The following is a 21,739-nucleotide window of genomic DNA, read 5'->3' on the forward strand; positions in this document are numbered from 1 at the left end:
TTTATTCGATGATGTCGCCACGTAACAAGTACTTACATACCGCTACTGTACTTACAAAGCCAAGCATCGCGATTAACAGTGCAGCTTCAAAATACAACCCTGTGCCCATACTCATACCGTATAAAATAATTAACGCTATGGTATTAATATACATAGTATCTAGCGCTAAAATGCGGTCAGGTACCGAAGGGCCTACCACCAAACGCCATAAGTTAAGCAGTAACGATAAACCAATCATTGCAAAAACAATTAAAAAGACCGTTTCTAACATTGAAATATCTCCTTAAGAGGTGCTTCGTAACGTTGTTTAATGGTGTCGATCAATGCTTGTTCGTCATCTAAATCTAATACATGAATAAGCAAATAACGCTGCGTTGGTTGCTCACCCTCAGCGAGAGATTCAGGTATCGGATATACCTCTGCACTTACGGTACCCGGTGTGAGCGATACTGTGCTTGCCAAAATAGTTATAGGCATAGCATGACTGAGCTCTATTGGTACTTTTACAAACGCGGGACGCAGTTTTTTAACTGGCCCAAGAATAAGCAATGCGACTTGCATATTGGCGGTAATAATGTCGTACATCACGATAATTAACTGCTTTAGTGCTAAACCGGGCTTAATAATAAGCGGTTGCGGTTCGCGAAATGGAAAACTGACTAAAGGAATTAAAATAGCGAATATCACAGCCAACACTATATGACCTGCCGATACGCTGTTATTAAGTAGCAGCCATACGACAAACAATAATGCACTGCGAAAAGGTGTTGGTAACCAACGAAAACGTGATTCTAAACGCATTATAAGCCCCCTCCAAGTACCGTATTGATACCACCGGTAATATCATGCAATTGCGTAGCAGCAGCAATCATATATTCACTTACTGCGCCGCCAAAGATCACTAACAAGGGCGAACAAACTAATAAAGCAATTATTGCCGTGACCTGCAATGGATGCGCTTTTACTCCTTCAGTCGGTTCACTGTCTTGGTGTTTTCGTTCCCAAAATAAGGTAGTACCCGCTCGAGATAATGCGACCAATAATGCAAAGCTGGCAAGCAAGTAAACAGGCCAAAATAGCAATGCTTTTTCGCTATCTAAGGTGGTTTTTAAAATCCATATTTTACCAACAAACCCTGACAGTGGTGGCATGCCGACTACCGCTAAAGCAGCAATAATAAAGCACGTGCCTAATAAGTATGGTTGCGCTACGCCGCGTCCTGGCGCAAAACGATCCGCAACTTTACCACGCTGATGAGCAATCAGGTCGGCCACTAAAAATAAGGCCGCGCACACTAAGGTTGAATGCACTAAGTAATACAACAGCGCCGCTGTGGCATTAATGTTTTGTAATGCGACTAAGGCGACTAACGTCCCCACCGATACAATCACTAAATTAGCAGTGAGCTTACGTAAATCTTGCGCGGCAACAACACCAATGGAGCCAACTATAATAGTTGCAACGGCCAAGCCCCACAACCATGGTTGTGCCATGTGTGCAAGTTGCCCTGCTTCATCACCAAAGATAACGGTATAGACACGCAGCATTGCGTATACACCCACTTTAGTCATAATTGCGAATAACGCTGCCACCACAGGCATTGCACTAGCGTAAGTATTGGGTAACCATAAGTGCAGTGGTAACAATGCGCCTTTTAGCGCAAAAACAACCAGCAGTAATAACCCACCAATTTTTGCAAGGTAGACGTCATCGCCCTGTAACTGCGACACTTTTTGTGCCATATCGGCAATATTCAAGGTGCCTAATACACCATATAAAATACCCAGTGCAATCAAAAACACACTCGATCCAATCAGGTTTAAACTCACGTATTGAATGGCTGATCGCGTTTTGTGTTTATCACCGTCATGCATTAGTAATGAGTAGGAAGCAATTAACAGCACTTCAAAAAATACAAACAGGTTGAATAAATCCCCTGTTAAAAACGCACCGTTAACACCCAGTACCAAAAAGTGTACTAAAGGATGAAAAAAGCCCCCTTTTTCATCATCTCCCATACAGCTGTACACAGTAACAGCCAAACCTAGAAATGACGTTAGTAACACCAGTAGGACTGACACTAAATCAGCAACCAGCACGATCCCAAATGGGGCTTGCCAGCCGCCGATGGCATACACAATAATGCCTGACTGGAAAACTTGCCATAATAATAGCGCACTGACGAAAGTGTTTAATAATGCCATGACTACAGAGGCAACACGACGAATAGGAATACTTTTCCCACAGGGAGGTAACAGTAAAATAATGCCGGCAAGCATAGGTAATAAAATTGGCCAAGAAGCTAGATGCTGGATCATTTGTGCTCCTTGTGTTCAATTTTACCTAAGTGACCATCTACATGATCATTGCCTAAATCAGCACGACCACGAATTGCCAAAATCACGACAAAGGCGGTCATTGCAAAACCAATTACAATAGCTGTCAGTACCAACGCTTGCGGCAGCGGATCGGCATAGTCAGTGCCTGTACCAAGCACGACGGCTTTATTAATAGTTAAGCGCCCCGCAGAGAATAAAAATAAGTTCACTGCGTATGACAGCATCGTTAACCCTAATACTACCGGAAAAGTCCGTGCTCTTAGGATCAAGTACACCCCACAAGTCACCAGTACACCAACGCATGATGCGTATAACAGTTCCATTAAATATTTACCTCTTTCTTAGGTGTATCTGCGGTTAACTTACCTAGGCTTGCGAGTATCATTAAGGTCGCGCCGACTACGGTCATGTAAACACCTAAATCAAATACGATGGCACTGGCCAGTTCTACTTTGCCGATAAATGGCACATCAAAATATTCAAACCAAGTGGTTAGAAACGGTCGTCCAAATGCCCAACTTCCTAGCCCTGTTAACATTGCAATGGCGATACCCGAGGCAATGATCTTTCGATAGTTCACATCAAAGCGCTCAGAGATCCAAATTGAACCATGAGCCATATACTGCAAAATAAAGGCAATTGCAGTAACTAACCCGGCAATAAAGCCCCCACCAGGTAAGTTATGACCGCGCAAAAAGATATACGCAGAGACTAATAACGCCAATGGCAATAAACTTTGTGAAATACTGGCTAATAACAGTGGATGACGTTCTCGCGCCCAAGGGCGACCTTCACTGTCGCTGGCTGGCATAAACAATGGTAAATTAGTTAATACTTTATAAATACCTAACGCTGCAATCCCCAGTACCGTGATTTCCCCTAGGGTATCAAAGCCCCTGAAATCAACCAAAATAACGTTTACGACATTGGTACCGCCTCCGCCAGTTTTTGCATTGGCGATAAAGAAATCTGAAATTGACTCAAGCGGACGCGTTAATAATGCATAACAAATACTGGCAATAACCACCCCCACTGCTGAGGCAATCCCTAAATCACGTAAAATACGTAATGAACTCGACTCTTTAGGGGTGCGTTGCGGTAAGAAGAATAATGCCAGCATTAATAAAATGACTGTCACTACCTCTACGGTTAACTGTGTAAGCGCTAAATCGGGCGCTGAGAAGCGAGTAAATGCCACTGAAACCATTAACCCTACGATTGATATCATCAATAACGATACCATCCGTGAGCGATGCCAAATCACAGTGCTAATGGCACCAATGATCATTAAACCTGCACCAATGGCATTATGAAAATCGATCGGCGTACGTGGCGCAGTACCCGCCAAAGCGTTCATTTCAAACAATGGCCAACCAGCACACAACAATACGACCCCCAACATCACAACAATGTAACGTTGCAGAGAACCATTTTCGGTGCTGCTGATTTTTTCTTGACTCCACTTAATGATCGCATAGACAAACCGCTCAAAGGTTTTTTTAGCATTTAATGGAGGTAGTGATGCTTGAAACTTAAATAAGTGCTTACGCTGAATATATATAAATACACCGCCCACGACAGCCATCGCACTCATAAGCAATGGTAAATTAAAACCATGCCAAATTGACAGTTTAAACTGTGGTGTCGCTTCCCCAAGAACTGCTAGCGACGCCGCTGACAAAATACCATCAACCACAAAGTTTGGAAACATACCGACTAGTAAACACAACACAACGAGTATTTCGATTGGCACACGCATATAGCGAGGAGGCTCATGCGGTGTTTTTGGTAAATTGATTGGGTCGCCATTAAAGAATACATCGTGAATAAAGCGTGCCGAATATGCCACAGAAAAAGCAGCCGCTAGAGTTGCTAATACAGGAATAAGCCACGACATAGAACCTAGTATTTGTTGATGTAAGGTTTCTGCAAAAAACATTTCTTTTGACAAGAAACCATTTAATAGCGGCACCCCAGCCATTGCCGCTGCAGCAACCATTGCCAGTGTCGCTGTATAAGGCATAAATCGCCACATACCATTGAGCTTACGCATATCTCGCGTACCAGTTTCATGGTCAATAATACCGGTGGCCATAAATAATGATGCTTTAAACGTTGCATGGTTAATAATATGAAATATTGCCGCTACTGTGGCAAGTTCAGTATCTAACCCAAGTAATAAAGTGATCAAACCTAAATGGCTAATGGTTGAATACGCCAGCAGCCCTTTTAAATCATGCTTAAATAAAGCGATGTAGGCGCCGACCAATAACGTTGTTAAGCCGGTCATGGCAACCAAAATAAACCAGATATCTGTTCCAGCTAACGCTGGATAAAAACGTGCAAGCAGGAAGATACCGGCTTTTACCATAGTCGCTGAATGCAAATAGGCACTCACTGGCGTTGGGGCTGCCATTGCGTGCGGTAACCAAAAATGAAATGGGAATTGAGCTGATTTAGTAAATGCACCTAGCAATACCAACACTAATGCAACTTCGTATAAGTCATGTGACTGGATCAATGTTTTGCTAGCTAAAATAACGTCTAGATCATAGCTACCAACAATATCACCAAGCAGTAGTAAGCCGCCTAGTAGAGCTAATCCACCGGCTCCAGTGACTGCTAATGCCATACGTGCCCCTTTGCGGGCCTCTGATTTATGCCACCAAAAACTGATTAACAAAAATGAGCTAATACTGGTTAATTCCCAAAACAGCCATAGTTGAATCACGTTATTCGACATCACAATACCGAGCATTGCAGTCATAAACAGCATTAAGTAACAGTATAATTTTGGCATCGAGTCATTATTACTTAGGTAATAACGAGTATAAAAAATAACCAGCAACCCGATCCCTAAGATCATAAAGATAAACAATAAGCTTAAGCCATCTAGGCGAAAAGCCAGCTCCATACCCAGCGCTGGTATCCATTGAGTGGTAAAGCGAATTGTCTCACCCGCTAAAACCGCTGGCGTGTGATAAATCGCAATTGCTAAGGCGCATAAAGGCGCTAGCATAGTTAAGCTCGTAGATTGATTACGAGTCAATTTGCCGGTGCAGGAAGAAATAACACTGCCAATTAAGGATAACAGGGGTATCCAGAGCAAAGTCATAGAGAGAAACCTTTTGAAGTCATAAGAGTATCAATACACTGCTAGTTAGTTTTAGTTTAGTACTGGTCATTTCGGATGGTTTTAATTTTAGCTTCAATAAACGCTTTATAGGTATATAGTTATACTGATCAGCGACGATTTTGTCTATAGTAAGCCCTTCTACCTGCTGTTATTTTGTACTATTTTAGTGCTGACAGCATATTATTTACAACTTTATCCCTCAATATTTTTTTTTGTCATTTTGTTTATAAAGTTCATAGGTGCTTTAAATTGCTGAAAATAGTCGCTAAATCGTAGTGGTTGATAGCTCGGATCAGTAATTTGTTGCAACCATAATTGTTGATAATGCACTGACAAAGGGATTTGTTGATATTGCATTATTGACCAGTTATGACTTGGTTTATATGCTTTAATTGGTGTTTGACAGCTATCACTTAGCTGCCAGCCAGCCGGTGGTGTAAGATCATTGGCAATAAAAAGGTTCGGCGCCACCAAGCCTTTTTGATTACATAACCACGCCTGCTTCGCTGCGGGTAATGGATACTCATCTTCAAAGCCGTTAAAGTGCATCAGCTCATGTAAAAATAAACCGTAATAACTCGCCGAGTTTAAGTGCATTATGCCACCTTGCACATTGCCTGAGCCAGTTGCGGTCATCATCACTATAAAATCAAAGCCCGTTGGCCAAGCTTTATTGTGAGCTAAAGGCTGCCAATCACATTTAGCGGCATGTTGCGGCTGTTGTTGGCAGTTTATGGAGTCCCCTAAATAAATAGGCTTACTAAAACAAAAGCTGCCTGAGCTCGGTTGGGGGTGTTGTTGATAACGAATTTTAAATGCATTAAGTTTTGCTAAACCTTGGCGATGATCTGTCATCATCAACACATTAAACTGACACTGCGGTTGCGCTTGCAGCTGTGAAAAGGATAATAAAAATCCCTCATGACTGGCAAAGCTTTGGTCAATACTCGCCGGTGTGGCGCCATGGTGTAATTTTAATTGTTCTGCCGCATGACTTGCAGGCAACAGGTGTTGCTCTGCCAGTGATGTTAAATCATCCCAACGTTCTGATTGCAGTAACAATGCACTGAGTCTGCGGCGCTTATCAACACTTTGCTGAGCCACGCTGACACGCCAAAAAGGTAAAGCCGATTGTGCCTGATCATTTGTTAGTAACCGCAGTGCCCAAGCAAATTGTGCATCCGTAACAGCATTTATAGCTAATAAGTATAAGGTAGCATCAGTCAATGAATTAAGCTGAGCATTAAAATCGTCAATAAAACGATAATAACTAATAAGAATAGAATCTGGGGTATGTTTTACATGCCAAAAGGCAATATCGCGATGCTGATTAACTGAGCCTGGTAAATATCCCAAACTCAGCATAACAACAACGCTAATAAATAATTTAACTGTCGTTTTCACCAGCCATTAACTCAAGCTCTAAACGGGCATATTTATATTCCACAAACTCATGCACATTGGTGGCAAGTGCTAAACGAAAGAAATCTGCGGCTTGATAATTAAGCCCTTTAGCTTGATATATTTTAGCTAAATAAAAGTAAGCTTCGCATAGCCGCTGCGCATATTCTTGTTCAGTTTTAACACCATCGGCAAGACTTGTTAAAAAGCTCTGCTCGCTCATATCGCCCAAATAAAGTGATATTAAACTATACGCCCATTGGCTATCATCCAGCCCTTGTGCATTGCTTTTTAAGTTTGCTAAAGCTTGCACAGGATCAGCGCTTGCTTGCGCTAGATAAAGCCATAACACCCGGTAAGGATCACTTGGCGAACGAGATAAAAACTCTTTAAGATCAGCTGCTGCAAGATTTGCTCTATCGCCATAGTAAAGAGCAATACCACGATTTAAGTAGGCATATTCGTGTTGCTCATTGAGTTCTAACGCTGAATCAAAAAATTCATAGGCTTTTTCAAATTGTTGCATCAAGGTATGGTGAATACCTAAAAAGTTATACACTTCGGCTAAATCGGGCTTCAATTGCACAGCACGATTAAAATCAATCCGCGCCAAGGTAGACATACCTAAACTATCAAATAATACGCCACGGTCATAAAATAATTTTGCTTGTTGATCTGGCGCTAGATCAGCACGATTTAATAATTCAGAATAACGAGCTATCGCTATTTCACTACGAAAATCAGACGCTAAAGGCGCAGTGAAAGGCACATTCACAATCGCAGTCGGTTGTGCTTGCGAAGTAGATTGACAGGCGCTTAAAGACAGAATAGCAAACGATGCCAAGGCTATGTGTTTAAGTATCATTAAAATCCTTTATACCAAGATAAGTAGCAAACTGATAGGACAAGTGCTATCCAAAGAGGTTTCATTAAAGCATAAAAAAAGAGGCTATACAGCCCCTTTTTATATTATCCAGAGAATATCTGGATTAAATATCAACAATTAAGCGTCAGTTGGTGCATCAGCTGCGGCAGCTGCTGATTCCATTGCTTCTTTGATACTTAAACGTACACGACCTTGACGGTCTACTTCTAGTACTTTAACTTTAACTTCTTGACCTTCAGATAGGTGATCTGTCACGTTATTTACGCGCTCAGTACTGATCTGAGAGATATGCACTAGGCCATCTTTACCAGGAAGAATGTTTACAAACGCACCGAAATCAACGATACGTACAACTTTACCTTCGTAGATAGTACCTACTTCTAGTTCAGCTGTTAATTGCTCAATGCGGCTAATTGCATTTGCTGCGCTTTCACCGTCTGTTGCTGCAATTTTGATTGTACCGTCATCACCGATTTCAATCGTAGTACCTGTTTCTTCAGTAAGTTGACGAATAGTTGCGCCGCCTTTACCGATAACTTCTGCGATTTTCTTCTGTGGTATCTTCATAGTGTAGATACGTGGAGCAAACATTGAAAGCTCTTCAGATGGTGCAGAAATCGCTTCGTCCATCACACCTAAGATGTGTAAACGTGCAGCTTTTGCTTGTTTAAGCGCAATTTGCATGATTTCTTGAGTGATACCTTCAATCTTGATATCCATCTGTAGTGCAGTGATACCTGCAGCAGTACCAGCTACTTTAAAGTCCATGTCACCTAAGTGATCTTCATCACCTAAGATGTCAGAAAGAACTACGAATTTTTCGTCTTCTTTAACTAGACCCATCGCGATACCCGCAACAGACGCTTTAATTGGCACACCCGCATTCATAAGTGCAAGTGAAGTACCACATACTGATGCCATTGAAGATGAACCATTTGATTCAGTGATCTCAGATACAACACGGATTGAGTAAGGGAACTCAGTCAATGTAGGCATTACAGCTTGGATACCGCGCTTAGCTAGGTTACCGTGGCCGATTTCACGACGCTTAGGAGAACCTACAAAACCTGTTTCACCTACGCAGAACGGAGGGAAGTTATAGTTAAGCATAAAGTGGTTTTTGTGTGTGCCAGTTAAATCATCGATTAACTGTGAATCACGTTCTGTACCAAGTGTAGCTGTTACAAGTGCTTGTGTTTCACCACGCGTAAAGATTGCAGAACCGTGAGTACGTGGCAATACGCCAGTCATTACGTCAAGTGCACGGATCATATCTGGTTCACGACCATCGATACGTTTTTCGCCAGCAGTGATGCGCCCACGTACGATTTTCTTCTCAAGAGAACCAAATACTTTGCCAACTTCTTGCTTGTCTAGTGACTCGCCTTCAGCAAGCTCAGCTGTTAATACAGCAACAACTTCGTCTTTAGCTACGCCAAGTGCTTCTTTACGAGCCACTTTATCAGTGATGCGGTAAGCTTCGCCTACTTTATCAGCTGCGATTGCTGCTACTTTATCTTCTAAAGCAACGTTCTTTTCAGGTGCTGCCCAATCCCATGTAGGCTTGCCAGCTTCTGCTTTGAATTCGTTGATTGCGTTGATGATAGCTTGAGATTGCTCATGACCATATACAACCGCACCTAGCATAACGTCTTCTGCAAGTACGTCAGCTTCTGATTCAACCATAAGTACTGCGTTATCAGTACCAGCAACAACTAAATCAAGTTGGCTTTCTTCAAGCTCTTTTAGCGTTGGGTTAAGTACGTATTCGCCGTTAATGTAACCAACGCGCGCTGCACCTATTGGACCACTGAATGGGATACCAGAGATAGCAAGTGCTGCTGAAGTACCGATCATCGCAACCATATCAGGTTGAATTTCAGGGTTAACAGAAACAACAGTAGCAATAACTTGTACTTCGTTTACAAAACCATTTGGGAAAAGTGGACGAATTGGACGGTCAATAAGACGTGCAATAAGTGTTTCACCGTCGTTAGGACGACCTTCACGCTTTAAGAAACCACCAGGGATACGACCTGCAGCGTACATACGCTCTTGGTAGTTAACTGTTAGTGGGAAAAAATCTTGGCCAGGTTGTGCTTCACGCTTACCAACAACAGTAACTAATACTGATGTGTCGCCAATACTTGCTAGTACTGCGCCGTCTGCTTGACGAGCGATTGCACCGGTTTCTAGGGTAACTGTATGTTGACCTAGTTGAAATTCTTTAATAATTGCTTGCACTTAAAATGTTCCTTAAATGTGTTCTAATAAGTTGCCATCAAAGTACCAATTACAGTACATAATTGTATTCAGTTGGAAATCAATTAAGTACTACAATTGGCAATGATGTGAATAAGCGTAGATAAACCTTTTTATCCACGCGCATAGTATATAACAAAGTAATGCAAAATTGCGAGCTTAGTCCCTAGATAAAAGTGGTGATAATAGGCGCGCTAAAAAGTGTGCTTTGCTGTCACTAACTATGTGGCTTTTATTTGATATTTCAAGAGAATTAATTGTTGTGGACAGAGAGAGTGAGAAATTTCAGGCACAAAAAAAGGAGCTATAAAGCTCCTTTCTATGTAATCTAGTTCTTAGCGACGTAGGCCAAGTTCTTGGATTAACGCAGTATAACGTGCAATGTCTTTACCTTTAAGGTAATCAAGCAGTTTACGGCGAGTGCTTACTTTACGAAGCAGACCACGACGTGAGTGGAAGTCATGCTTGTGATCAGCAAAGTGACCTTGAAGCTTGTTGATATCAAAAGTAAGAAGTGCAACTTGTACTTCAGGTGAACCAGTGTCGCCTTCTGCACGTGCGAATTTTGCGATGATATCGATCTTTTCTTGATTGCTTAGTGACATAGTAACTCCAAAAATAAAATTTAAAAGGTGTCTTAGCCGATCACTAATTCAGCCAAAACGATTAGCGGGCGTATTCTACCAGCTACGGCAATAACTACAAGCTAAACTTTACGCTGTTGTTTCTTGCTGATTTGATAAGCCACGTTTTGACTTTAAATGGCCATCAGGATTACGTTCACCAGTGCCAATAAACACACCATCAGCGAGCACTTTAATTGCCCCTTCTGGCAGTTCAATATCAAGTACAACCGCCTGACCATGGCTAAAAGAACTACCTTGCTCTTTACTGAGCTTAACCACAGGTAGACCAACTAATGCGGTGTCCATTGGCAGTAATAGTTCATCAAGATAAGTAGAAGGCGTAAGCTCTTCTTGTTTCGCTTTTACCAATAACGCTTCTAACTGCTCAAGTGACACCATTTTGTCAGCAGGGTAATGCCCTACCGCACTGCGATGCAACATGATCACATGCGCGCCACAACCCAGATTTTCGCCTAAGTCATCGACGATAGTACGAATATAAGTACCTTTTGAAACGTGGGCGGTCATTTGCACTTCGTTACTAGCTTCATCGAACTCATCTAGTGTTAAACTAAATACGTTGATTTTTCTGCACTTGCGAGGTACTTCAATGCCTTCACGCGCATATTTATATAAAGGTCGGCCTTCATATTTTAACGCTGAATACATTGACGGGTATTGATCTGATTCACCTAAAAACTTAGCAATTTCTTCGCTAAGTTGCTCAGCCGTCACATTGACATCTTTAGTACTGACAATTTCACCATCAGAATCTGATGTTGTCGTACGTTCACCTAATTTAGCGCGAACTACATAGGTTTTGTCAGTATCGAGTAAAAACTGAGTAAATTTAGTCGCTTCACCAAAACAGATAGGCAGCATACCCGTTGCAAGAGGATCAAGGGCACCGGTGTGCCCCGCTTTTTGTGCAAAATACACACTTTTAGCTTGCTGTAGCGCTTTATTTGATGAAATGCCTATTGGTTTGTTTAACAACAAAATACCGTCAACTGGACGGCCTTTACTGCGCTTTGCCATCTGTATTAGTGCCTTCTTCGCTGTCTGTTTCGTCGATATGCTCTGCATCATCTACGCTATCAACTTCGTCATCTACATGCTTTGCTTTATCTTCACGAATAATAGAATCAACAAGGTTTGAAATACGCATGCCTTCCATCAGTGAATTATCAACCACAAACTTAAGCTCTGGCATAATACGGGCACGAATGCGTTTGCCAAGTAGTGAGCGAATATAACCGGTCGCTTCATTTAATACTTTAGCACTTTGCTTTGCAGCATCTTCATCTTGGGTGTTAAACACAGTAATAAAGATTTTTGCATAAGATAAATCACGTGATACTTCTACAGCAGATACTGTAACCATACCTAAACGTGGATCTTTAATTTCACGTTGCAAAATAACAGCAATTTCTTTTTGAATTTGCTGAGCAACACGATCAGTACGAGAAAACTCTCTCATTAGACTCTACTCTAAAAATTATAACTCATTGAGAAATATAAATAAGTTATTTAAATAATGGATACACAAATGGGGGCTGAGCCCCCATTTATTATCTTAGCTTACGAACAATTAAAGTGTACGTTGTACTTCAACTGTTTCGAATACTTCGATTTGGTCACCAACGCGAACGTCGTTATAGTTCTTAACGCCGATACCACATTCCATGCCGTTACGAACATCAGCAACGTCGTCTTTAAAGCGACGAAGTGACTCAAGCTCACCCTCGTAGATAACCACATTATCACGAAGTACACGAATTGGTGCGCTACGTTTAATAACACCTTCAGTAACCATACAACCAGCGATAGCGCCAATTTTAGGTGACTTGAACACGTCACGAACTTCAGCTAGACCAATGATCTCTTGCTTGAACTCTGGTGCTAACATACCAGACATAGCTTGCTTCACTTCGTCAATCAAGCTATAGATAACGCTGTAGTAACGTAAGTCTAAGTTCTCAGACTCAATTACTTTACGTGCCGATGCATCAGCACGAACGTTAAAGCCAACCACGATTGCATTAGATGCTGCAGCAAGGGTTGCGTCAGTTTCAGTGATACCACCTACGCCTGAGCCTACAATCTTCACTTTAACTTCATCTGTTGACAGTTTAGTCAATGAATCAGAGATTGCTTCGATTGAACCTTGAACGTCTGCTTTAAGTACCACATTAACTTCAGATACATTGCCTTCAGTCATGTTAGTAAACATGTTTTCAAGCTTCGCTTTTTGCTGACGTGCTAGTTTAACATCACGGAATTTACCTTGACGGTAAAGTGCAACTTCACGGGCTTTACGCTCGTCTTTAACTACTGTTGCTTCGTCGCCCGCTGCTGGAATACCAGATAGACCTAAAATCTCAACTGGGATTGAAGGACCTGCAGACTTGATGTCTTTACCGTTTTCATCGCGCATTGCACGAACACGACCATACTCAAGACCACATAATACAATGTCACCTTGGTTAAGCGTACCAGATTGTACAAGGATAGAAGCAACTGGACCACGGCCTTTATCAAGACGAGATTCAATAACAACACCAGCAGCCATACCCACAGTTGGAGCAGTAAGTTCTAACAACTCAGATTGGTTTAATACCGCTTCAAGAAGGTCATCAATACCTAAACCAGTTTTAGCAGAAATATGCACATACTGTGTATCACCGCCCCACTCTTCAGGAATAACGTCTAGTTGAGCAAGCTCATTCTTAACGCGATCTGGGTCTACGCCTTCTTTATCCATTTTGTTAACAGCGATAATCAAAGGAACGCCAGCTGCACGCGCATGCTGAACCGCTTCTTTAGTTTGTGGCATTACACCATCATCTGCTGCAACCACTAAGATTACGATATCTGTCGCTTTAGCACCACGAGCACGCATTGACGTAAACGCCGCGTGACCTGGAGTATCCAAGAAAGTGATCATGTTACCATTTACGTCAACATGATAAGCACCGATATGCTGTGTGATACCACCGGCTTCGCCAGAGGCCACTTTTGCTGAACGAATATAATCAAGCGTTGACGTTTTACCATGGTCAACGTGACCCATTACAGTTACTACTGGTGCACGTGGCTCAGATTTACCATCTTCATGACGGTCATTTAGTACTGTTTGCTCTAATTCGTTTTCTTTAACAATGATAACTTTGTGGCCCATTTCTTCTGCAACTAACTGTGCAGCTTCTTGGTCGATCACTTGGTTAATGGTAACCATGTCACCCATTTTCATCATTGTTTTTACAACTTCAGCGCCCTTAACGGCCATGCGTGATGCAAGCTCAGCAACTGTAATTGTTTCGCTAATACGCACTTCGTTTTTCACGTCAACCGTTGGCTTTTGGAAGCCATGTTGTAATGAAGCTGGTGCTTTTAGCTTGCTTTTCTTGCCTCTCGAAGGAACAAATTTCTCCTTCGCTGGGGCTTTTTTCTTTTTCTTCGCACGGCGTGTGCCTTGCTCATCACGCGCATCAGCAACATCTTCTGCTTCACGTGCGTAAGTAGAAGTCGTAAGGTGGTGATCAGCGGTTTCTTCGCGCTTCTTACGTTCTTCTTCTTCTTTCTTCCAGCGAGCTGAATTTTCTTCTGCTAGCTTTCTTGCCTCTTCTGCTTGACGTTTCGCTTCTTCTTCAGCTTTCTTCAATGCGGCCTCTTCTGCTTCTTTTTGCAGACGCTCAGCTTCAACGCGATCTTTTTCAGACTTCGCGGTTTGTTCTGGGGTCATCTGCTTCTGTTTTGCTACACGTTCAGCATCTGCTTTACGCTTAGCTTCTTCTTTCACTTTACGGTCAGCCTCTTCTTTGGCTTTACGCTCTGCGTCTTGTTTTGCTTTAAGCTCAGCTGCTTCTTTTGCAGCTTGTTGCTCAAGTTCACGACGAGCGGCTTCTTCTGCTGCTATACGTGCTTGCTCTTGCTCTTGCTCAACCGCGCTTTTCTTCACGTAAGTACGTGTTTTACGTACTTCAACTTGTACTGACTTTGCTTGACCTGTAGAACCCGTAACACTTAATGTGCTTTTGCTCTTACGTTGCAATGTCATACGCGCTGGGCCATCTGAGCCTGTGCCGCCGTGTTGCTTGCTTAAGTGATCAAGTAACGTTGCTTTTTCTGCTTCAGTTACATTATCACCCGCTTGCTTAGTGATACCGGCTTGCGATAATTGTTGAAGCAATTTATCAACAGTTGTACCAATATCCCCGGCTAGTTTTTCAACATTTACTTCTGCCATAGTCTCTAATACCTCCGTTAATAAATTACTCGTCTGCGAACCAACAAATGTTGCGCGCAGCCATAATTAGCTCACCCGCTTTCTCTGGAGAAAGCTCTGTGATATCGACTAATTCATCAATACCTTGCTCTGCTAAATCTTCTAGCGTAACAACCCCTTTGCTTGCCATAACAAACGCAAGGTGACGCTCTAACCCTTCAAGTGCTAATAAGTCTTCAGCAGGCTCTGCACCATCAAGGCTTTCTTCTGTTTTAAGTGCTTTAGTCGTTAATGCATCTTTTGCACGTGAGCGTAACAAATCAACAGTATCTTCATCTAAGCCATCAATTTCTAAAAACTCAGACGCAGGCACATAGGCAACTTCTTCAAGGGTTGAGAAACCTTCGTTGATAAGTAATGTTGCAAAGTCTTCATCGATGTCTAAGTTTTCAGTGAATAAGTTAATTAACTTATCAGATTCAGCTTCGTTCTTAGCGCGCATCTCTTCAACTGTCATTACGTTTAGTTCCCAACCAGTTAACTGGCTAGCAAGACGTACGTTTTGACCGTTACGACCAATTGCTTGTGCTAGGTTATCAGCTTCAACAGCGATATCCATTGAATGGGTGTCTTCATCCATTACAATTGAAGCAACTTCAGCAGGTGACATTGCATTAATAACGAACTGGGCTGGGTTGTCATCGTAAAGTACGATATCAACACGTTCACCACCTAATTCGGTAGAAACAGCTTGTACACGTGCACCACGCATACCAACACACGCACCAATTGGGTCGATACGTTTGTCGTTAGATTTCACGGCGATTTTAGCACGTGAACCTGGATCACGTGCCGCTGCACGTAGTTCAATCATCTCTTCGCCAATTTCTGGCACCTCAATGCGGAATAATTCCATCAGCATTTCTGGCTTAGAGCGTGTTACAAATAACTGTGCACCACGCGCATCAGGTTTTACTTCATAAAGTAAACCACGGATGCGATCGCCAGGACGGAAATTTTCACGTGGTAACATGTCATCACGGTAAATAACCGCTTCAGCATTGTTACCTAAATCTAATACGATTGCGTCACGCGTTGCTTTTTTCACAACACCTGTTACTAACTCGCCTTGTTGATCTTTATAAGCTTCTACAACAAGTGCGCGCTCAGCTTCACGTACTTTTTGTACGATTACTTGTTTCGCCATTTGTGTAGTAATACGGTCAAATTTAATTGACTCGATTTGCTCTTCGATGAAATCACCAATCTTAAGATCTGGGTCATCAACCTGAGCCGCTTCTAACGTGATTTCGCTGTAAGGGTTTTCCAGTGAGCCATCTTCAAGTACTGCAGCAATCTGCCAACGACGGTAAGTGTCGTAGTCACCTGTTTTACGGTCAATTGCAACGCGTACTTCAATTTCACCAGTGTGTTTTTTCTTAGTCGCAGTCGCTAATGCGAACTCTAACGCTTCGAAAATCTTTTCTTTTGGAACCGCTTTCTCATTGGAAACGGCTTCAGCAACCAATAATATCTCTTTTGCCATGGGTTATGCCTCGCTTGCCCTATTCCTTCGCACTCGGATTAAAACTTTGCGATGATGTTCGCACGTTCAATGTTGCTGAGCATAATTAACTGCTCAGTACCGTCATATGAAAGTGTGATCATATCACTGCTAACTGCTATTAGATCGCCTTTAAAATTACGACGACCATCTTGTGGAAGCTTAGTACGCACACGTACTTCCTCTCCTTGTGCCTTCTCGTAGTGATCTTGTTTGAATAATAGACGATCAACACCAGGAGACGATACTTCCAAATCATATTCATTTGTAATCGGGTCTTCGACATCTAAAATTGCGCTTATTTGACGACTTGCATCAGCACAATTATCAACCGAGATCCCCGCTTCGTGATCGATATAGACCCTAAGCGTAGAATGGCGACCCGCTTGCACAAACTCTAGACCATGTAATTCAAAGCCTAACATTTCAACTGACGGTGAAAGCATGGTTAATAAATCTTGCTCAAGTTTTGTCACGAAAATTCTCCATACAAACAAAAAAAGGGCTTATAGCCCTAAAATACTTAGCTTTTACCTTGATTTAAAATCAAGAGGTGCAGATACAACAACGCCCCGAACCAAGCGGGGCGTCACACCTAAAGCATAAAACTGTGTGGCCATGGGCCAAGCTTGGTTGCGGATAGCTAACACCATCTAAATTAAACCCAAAGGCTTAAACGCAAAACGCGCATTACATAGAATGCGCGACTTCAAATCAGTAACTAAAATCGCTACTCAAAAGCATGGCTTCAAGAATTGAGAAACACCAATAAAATTAATGACTTATCTCAAAAGCTTGGTTGCGGGAGCCGGATTTGAACCGACGACCTTCGGGTTATGAGCCCGACGAGCTACCAGGCTGCTCCATCCCGCGCCAACTGGTATCAAATATCTGATACTTGCCTAGCAGCTAATTAAGTGAGCTAGACAATGGCGGCTATTATAAAGAGGCTTGGCGGAATTAGCAACCAAAAACTGGTAAAGAATGACTAGATTATAAAGTACAAAATTATAGGTCAGAACAATTCGCTATAACTGAACACCAAGTGCGATTTTTAAAAACCAACATAAAGGCCCTAGCCTTATTGGCATTAATAAAGCACGCTATCGCGCAATTTCCATCGATTTACTCACTCTTTCCTACACAGCGTCTATACTAAGTTTTTAATGGCAATCTGCATATTTAAGGCTATTTAGAGAGGGCTTATTATGAGTATTTCTGCTCATCATCAAAAAATGTTATTACGAAGTATCGCAATAATAAAACCCAACTTTCACTGTTTTACTGTTACCTTTCATGTGCAATTAAAACGTCATGCATTGACAATGCAATGGCCTAGCAGTGATGAAATAAGTGAAAAAAGTTATTTGTTGTATTGCTCATTGGAACGCACTATTACCCACTTAGATCGCTTATTGTCTGTATTACCTTTTATTCATTATCATGCCAACAACCTAAGTAAATCTGGCCTCACTTGTCAGGATGTTGATTTATTATGTGATGCTTTTATAGCTGCGCTAAAAATTCATTTGGGCCGAGAATTTACGCTAAACCTAGAACAAGCGTGGCGTTATGCACTCAGGATGTTTAACAGCATAGTGAAAAGCTATTTATTTAATACCAGTAATATTGTTGCAATTAACAAGTCCGTGCAGCAGCAAGTGAATTCATAACAAATAACCTATATGCATTATTCTATACTGGCTAACTCTTGTAGAAGACGATCTATTTGGTGCTGTTCAACATCGATTAAAGTTGCATATTTTGATGTTAACGCACTCATTTTTCTAGATAAGGAGTTATCAAAAGTCGCATCAGTTAAGTTATTCGGTTGCTCTTTAGCCTGAGCTTCGAGGGCTGCTATTTGGCGATCCATTTGAGCTTGGTAAGTATCTATTTTTGATTGTCGCTGTTCAACATCTCGTTTGATTTCTTGTGCCCGAATGAACGAATCAATACCTTTGCTCTGGGTTGATTGTTGGTCAATTTCAGACGTGTTTTTCGACGCAGGCAAAGCGTGTTTTTCTTTTAAGAGTCGATCAATATCCCGCTGTTCACGTGCAATTAAAACGTTATAGCGCTCTGAAATACTGGTCATTTGATTAGCTATTGCAGTTTCTTTTTTTGCACCAGATAAATTATTTAACTGCGCATCTGATTGCTCACCTAAGGCGGCAATTTGCTGATTCATTTTCTCGCTTAAGCTATCAATTTTATCTTGATGCTGTTGAATATCAGCATCAATTTGCCGAGTCCGAATATAACTATCAACGCCCGAGGTATCAATATTTTCATTAGCAACAATCTGACTAGATAAGCTTGGGTTTTGCTCTTTTACAGAGATTAGTTTCGCATCATCACCACATGGAAATTGACTAAATTCCACGACGCCTTTTTTTTCACACTGATAGACTGTGGCATGCAAAGAACTAACATGGCAAAGTGCAATGAGACAAGGTAAAACAATTTTAAATTTGCAAATAGCATACTGATATTGATTCATAAGGCGACACTCCTTTGTTTACGTATTAATACCTATACCACGACTATCAGTATTAATAAATGCGATCTAATCGACAATTTAATTCGTATAAAACAATTTTGAGCAAAATTAATGATCTATAAAACTCTGAGATTTATTTTTGGCGACCAACTTAATGCCAATCACAGTTGGTATAAAGAAGAGGATCAAACACAATACCTTTATGTCATTGCTGAATTAAAACAAGAAACAGATTATGTAAAACACCATATACAAAAGGTAGCGGCGTTTTTTGCGGCAATGGAGAACTTTGCGACTGCGCTCAAACAAGCACAATTAAATGTGCTTCATTTAACACTCGATGATACCCACGATGACGCATGCATTACCTCATTGCTAACACGCTTGGCGAAGCAATATCAGTGTCAACAAATCCAATATCAGTATCCTGATGAGTATAGATTAAAAACTCAACTGCAAGAGTTTGCAAACAGCAGTGACTTTAATGTTAGTGCCACAGACAGCGAACATTTTTTATTACCTTTTGCTGATATCAGCGACCATTTTAAAAAAGATAAGCATGTGAAAATGGAATTTTTTTATCGCATGATGCGCAAGCGCTTTAACATATTGATGCAAGATAATGCTCCACTAGGCGGGCAATGGAACTTTGACCAAGACAATCGTAACAAATTAAAAAAAACTGATTTAGCTGCTATCCCTGAACCAAAAATATTTACCAATAATATTGAAGCTATTTTACAGCGCATAAAAAAACACCAGGTAAATACCCTTGGCCATTGTTCAGCAACTTTATTATGGCCAACCAGTCGTGCTCAAGCAAAACAATTACTCGATTACTTTTGCACTCATCTACTCCCATGTTTCGGAAAATTTCAAGACGCGATGACCTGTCAGAGCTCATACAAATGGAGCTTGTATCATAGTCGTATCGCGTTTGCACTTAACACAAAAATGCTGCACCCAATGCAAGTTATTAAGCAAGTACTGGCTGAGTTTGCGGCACGCCAAGAACAGATCACGCTTGCCCAAATTGAGGGGTTTATTAGGCAAATTTTAGGTTGGCGAGAATATGTAAGAGGTATTTATTGGCAAAATATGCCTGATTACGCGAGTAAAAATGAACTTGAGGCTGCTCGTCTGTTACCAGATTATTTTTGGAGTGGCAAAACAAAAATGAACTGTATGAAACAGGCAGTCACGCAGAGCTTAGAGACCGCCTACGCGCATCATATTCAACGCTTAATGATCACCGGAAACTTTTGCTTATTAACCGGTATTGATCCAAATGAAGTTGATAGCTGGTATTTGGGCATTTACATCGATGCCATTGAATGGGTAGAAATGCCTAACACCCGTGGTATGAGTCAATTTGCAGATGGCGGCCTAATCGCCACAAAACCGTATGCCGCAAGCGGTAACTACATAAACAAAATGAGTGATTACTGCACCAGCTGCCACTATAACGTAAAACAAAAAAGTGACGACACGGCTTGCCCTTTTAATAGTTTATATTGGCAATTTATGCACACCCATGAAGCCCGCTTAGCTCGTAACCCACGTATTGGCATGGTCTATAAAAATTGGCAAAAACAAGATACATCACAACAGCACGCTATTTTAGAGCGAGCGCAATGGTGCCTAAATAATATAGAAAAACTCTAACAAAAGTATCATATCAGGTAATGTTGTTAATTAAATGTTTAATTAATTTGTAATTATAGTGTAATCACCCTACTTTCTAATATTAGAAATTACTCCACAACACTATGAGAACACGATGAAAAAACAGTTTTTAACGGCATTATTACTGATCAGTACAAGCCAAGCACAGGCATTTAGCCAAGAAACACATAAACGTATCGTCATCGATGCAGTGAACTATATGCAGCAGCACCCAAGCAGCACACAGTTTTCGGCATTAAGCAAATACGCTCAACAAAATAATATGACGGTAACCCAGTTAGCCGAAGTACTAGGCCAAGCAGCCTATGATGTGGATGACTTTGAAGACACCTTCTTTTGTGGTGCTGTAACGGGGTCATGTGTTCAAGCACCAATATGGGGAGCAGCAGAGAGTATTGTTAAATATACCAGCTATTGGCATTTCCAAAACCATACCCAAGGGGCTGATCAACACGGTAACGACTTTGGTGGCTACAATTACCAAAAACTCACGGTATGGGGCACCGTTGATAACTTGGCTTCAAGCTGGTTAAAAGGTGACTACCTTGATGACGGTCAAGGCGGTGAAACAGGCTGGTTTAATGCCGATTCATCAAAGTACAACTGCTATGGTATTACTGAAGCTAATTACCGAATTGACAGCCAATCAAATTACAACATGTACGATGACTTTGAAGAAATGCCTTTTCAGCCAATTGATAATTTAGGTCAATACTGGTATCAAAGCTATTTGCAAAGTGGCAACCCACAAGTGTTAGGTTTTGTTTTCCATACCACTGACTTACTACAACCACACCATACTTGGACCACATCTGATCTCAATCATTCAAGCTGGGAAAGCTGGGTAAAAGACTACTATGATCAGGAACAACTCAATGACTCTGCCCTTATTACACAAGCCATGCAAACATTTTCAGCACTGGATATAAACAGTCAAGACGTACGCCCTTTACTGACACAAGGTGGCGCTTTTTCTTATGCTCAAGGCGGTATTGTGCTTAATTCACAAGACCATTACGACCGCTTAAATACGGCAAAACAAGTGATCCCACATGCGATTGCCATGGTTGTGCACCTACTTAATCATGCCATGGTCGTGCGCCAATGA

At 41.6% G+C, this 21,739-nt stretch carries 18 protein-coding genes and 1 tRNA gene; 3 read left to right on the forward strand and 16 right to left on the reverse strand.

Annotation, left to right across the window (positions count from 1 at the left end; genetic code table 11):
• Nucleotide 1: 1 nt before the first annotated feature.
• From PSR9079_RS20005 to PSR9079_RS20075, 15 genes are all read right to left on the reverse strand, one after another.
• Nucleotides 2-271: a K+/H+ antiporter subunit F gene (locus PSR9079_RS20005; protein ID WP_016707651.1), complete on the reverse strand. Its 270-nt coding sequence runs from the start codon at nucleotides 269-271 to the stop codon at nucleotides 2-4.
• A complete protein-coding gene (locus PSR9079_RS20010) occupies nucleotides 265-801 on the reverse strand; it encodes a Na+/H+ antiporter subunit E (RefSeq protein WP_145240454.1) in 537 nt (178 codons plus the stop codon). Before PSR9079_RS20010 ends, PSR9079_RS20005 begins: the two co-directional genes overlap by 7 nt.
• Complete coding sequence (locus PSR9079_RS20015; protein ID WP_149983001.1) at nucleotides 801-2,318, reverse strand: monovalent cation/H+ antiporter subunit D; 1,518 nt, start codon at nucleotides 2,316-2,318, stop codon at nucleotides 801-803. The genes PSR9079_RS20010 and PSR9079_RS20015 overlap by 1 nt, the downstream gene beginning before the upstream one ends.
• Nucleotides 2,315-2,662 carry a Na+/H+ antiporter subunit C gene (locus tag PSR9079_RS20020; protein ID WP_145240450.1) on the reverse strand — a complete coding sequence of 116 codons (348 nt, stop codon included), beginning with the start codon at nucleotides 2,660-2,662 and terminating at the stop codon, nucleotides 2,315-2,317. The genes PSR9079_RS20015 and PSR9079_RS20020 overlap by 4 nt, the downstream gene beginning before the upstream one ends.
• The gene (locus tag PSR9079_RS20025) at nucleotides 2,662-5,454 is read right to left on the reverse strand and encodes a monovalent cation/H+ antiporter subunit A (protein ID WP_149983002.1); all 2,793 of its coding nucleotides are present in this window, start codon (nucleotides 5,452-5,454) and stop codon (nucleotides 2,662-2,664) included. The genes PSR9079_RS20020 and PSR9079_RS20025 overlap by 1 nt, the downstream gene beginning before the upstream one ends.
• 213 nt (nucleotides 5,455-5,667) lie before the next feature.
• Entirely contained in the window at nucleotides 5,668-6,879 is a 1,212-nt protein-coding gene (locus PSR9079_RS20030) for a hypothetical protein (RefSeq protein WP_149983003.1), read from the reverse strand.
• Entirely contained in the window at nucleotides 6,863-7,741 is an 879-nt protein-coding gene (nlpI, locus tag PSR9079_RS20035; protein WP_149983004.1) for a lipoprotein NlpI, read from the reverse strand. Before nlpI ends, PSR9079_RS20030 begins: the two co-directional genes overlap by 17 nt.
• A gap of 138 nt (nucleotides 7,742-7,879) precedes the next feature.
• Nucleotides 7,880-10,006, reverse strand: coding sequence for a polyribonucleotide nucleotidyltransferase (pnp, locus tag PSR9079_RS20040; protein WP_145240442.1), 2,127 nt, complete (start codon nucleotides 10,004-10,006; stop codon nucleotides 7,880-7,882).
• 353 nt (nucleotides 10,007-10,359) lie between these two features.
• The gene (gene rpsO, locus PSR9079_RS20045; protein ID WP_016707659.1) at nucleotides 10,360-10,629 is read right to left on the reverse strand and encodes a 30S ribosomal protein S15; all 270 of its coding nucleotides are present in this window, start codon (nucleotides 10,627-10,629) and stop codon (nucleotides 10,360-10,362) included.
• A gap of 108 nt (nucleotides 10,630-10,737) precedes the next feature.
• Nucleotides 10,738-11,688, reverse strand: coding sequence for a tRNA pseudouridine(55) synthase TruB (gene truB / locus PSR9079_RS20050; protein ID WP_149983005.1), 951 nt, complete (start codon nucleotides 11,686-11,688; stop codon nucleotides 10,738-10,740).
• Nucleotides 11,672-12,130: a 30S ribosome-binding factor RbfA gene (rbfA, locus tag PSR9079_RS20055; protein WP_145240438.1), complete on the reverse strand. Its 459-nt coding sequence runs from the start codon at nucleotides 12,128-12,130 to the stop codon at nucleotides 11,672-11,674. The genes truB and rbfA overlap by 17 nt, the downstream gene beginning before the upstream one ends.
• 111 nt (nucleotides 12,131-12,241) lie before the next feature.
• Nucleotides 12,242-14,899: a translation initiation factor IF-2 gene (infB, locus tag PSR9079_RS20060; protein ID WP_149983006.1), complete on the reverse strand. Its 2,658-nt coding sequence runs from the start codon at nucleotides 14,897-14,899 to the stop codon at nucleotides 12,242-12,244.
• Nucleotides 14,900-14,924: 25 nt separating this feature from the next.
• Nucleotides 14,925-16,424 (reverse strand): transcription termination factor NusA, encoded by a 1,500-nt coding sequence (nusA, locus tag PSR9079_RS20065; RefSeq protein WP_145240434.1) that lies wholly within the window; start codon nucleotides 16,422-16,424, stop codon nucleotides 14,925-14,927.
• A gap of 38 nt (nucleotides 16,425-16,462) precedes the next feature.
• Complete coding sequence (gene rimP / locus PSR9079_RS20070) at nucleotides 16,463-16,918, reverse strand: ribosome maturation factor RimP (RefSeq protein WP_145240432.1); 456 nt, start codon at nucleotides 16,916-16,918, stop codon at nucleotides 16,463-16,465.
• A gap of 320 nt (nucleotides 16,919-17,238) precedes the next feature.
• Nucleotides 17,239-17,315: transfer RNA gene (locus tag PSR9079_RS20075), tRNA-Met, on the reverse strand.
• Nucleotides 17,316-17,650: 335 nt separating this feature from the next.
• On the opposite strand from PSR9079_RS20075, the gene PSR9079_RS20080 reads away from it, so the two are divergent.
• On the forward strand, nucleotides 17,651-18,115 hold the full coding sequence (locus PSR9079_RS20080) for a globin family protein (RefSeq protein ID WP_149983007.1): 465 nt from the start codon (nucleotides 17,651-17,653) through the stop codon (nucleotides 18,113-18,115).
• Nucleotides 18,116-18,132: 17 nt separating this feature from the next.
• Here the strand turns inward: PSR9079_RS20080 and PSR9079_RS20085 are convergent, their stop codons facing one another.
• Nucleotides 18,133-18,945 (reverse strand): DUF4124 domain-containing protein, encoded by an 813-nt coding sequence (locus PSR9079_RS20085; RefSeq protein ID WP_149983008.1) that lies wholly within the window; start codon nucleotides 18,943-18,945, stop codon nucleotides 18,133-18,135.
• A 111-nt stretch (nucleotides 18,946-19,056) separates the two neighbouring features.
• Here PSR9079_RS20085 and PSR9079_RS20090 point away from each other — a divergent pair, with 111 nt between their 5' ends.
• Nucleotides 19,057-20,610 carry a cryptochrome/photolyase family protein gene (locus tag PSR9079_RS20090; protein WP_149983009.1) on the forward strand — a complete coding sequence of 518 codons (1,554 nt, stop codon included), beginning with the start codon at nucleotides 19,057-19,059 and terminating at the stop codon, nucleotides 20,608-20,610.
• 115 nt (nucleotides 20,611-20,725) lie between these two features.
• Nucleotides 20,726-21,739: a phospholipase gene (locus PSR9079_RS20095; RefSeq protein ID WP_149983010.1), complete on the forward strand. Its 1,014-nt coding sequence runs from the start codon at nucleotides 20,726-20,728 to the stop codon at nucleotides 21,737-21,739.

The organism is Pseudoalteromonas rhizosphaerae (assembly GCF_902498845.1).
GTDB classification, from domain to species: domain Bacteria; phylum Pseudomonadota; class Gammaproteobacteria; order Enterobacterales; family Alteromonadaceae; genus Pseudoalteromonas; species Pseudoalteromonas rhizosphaerae.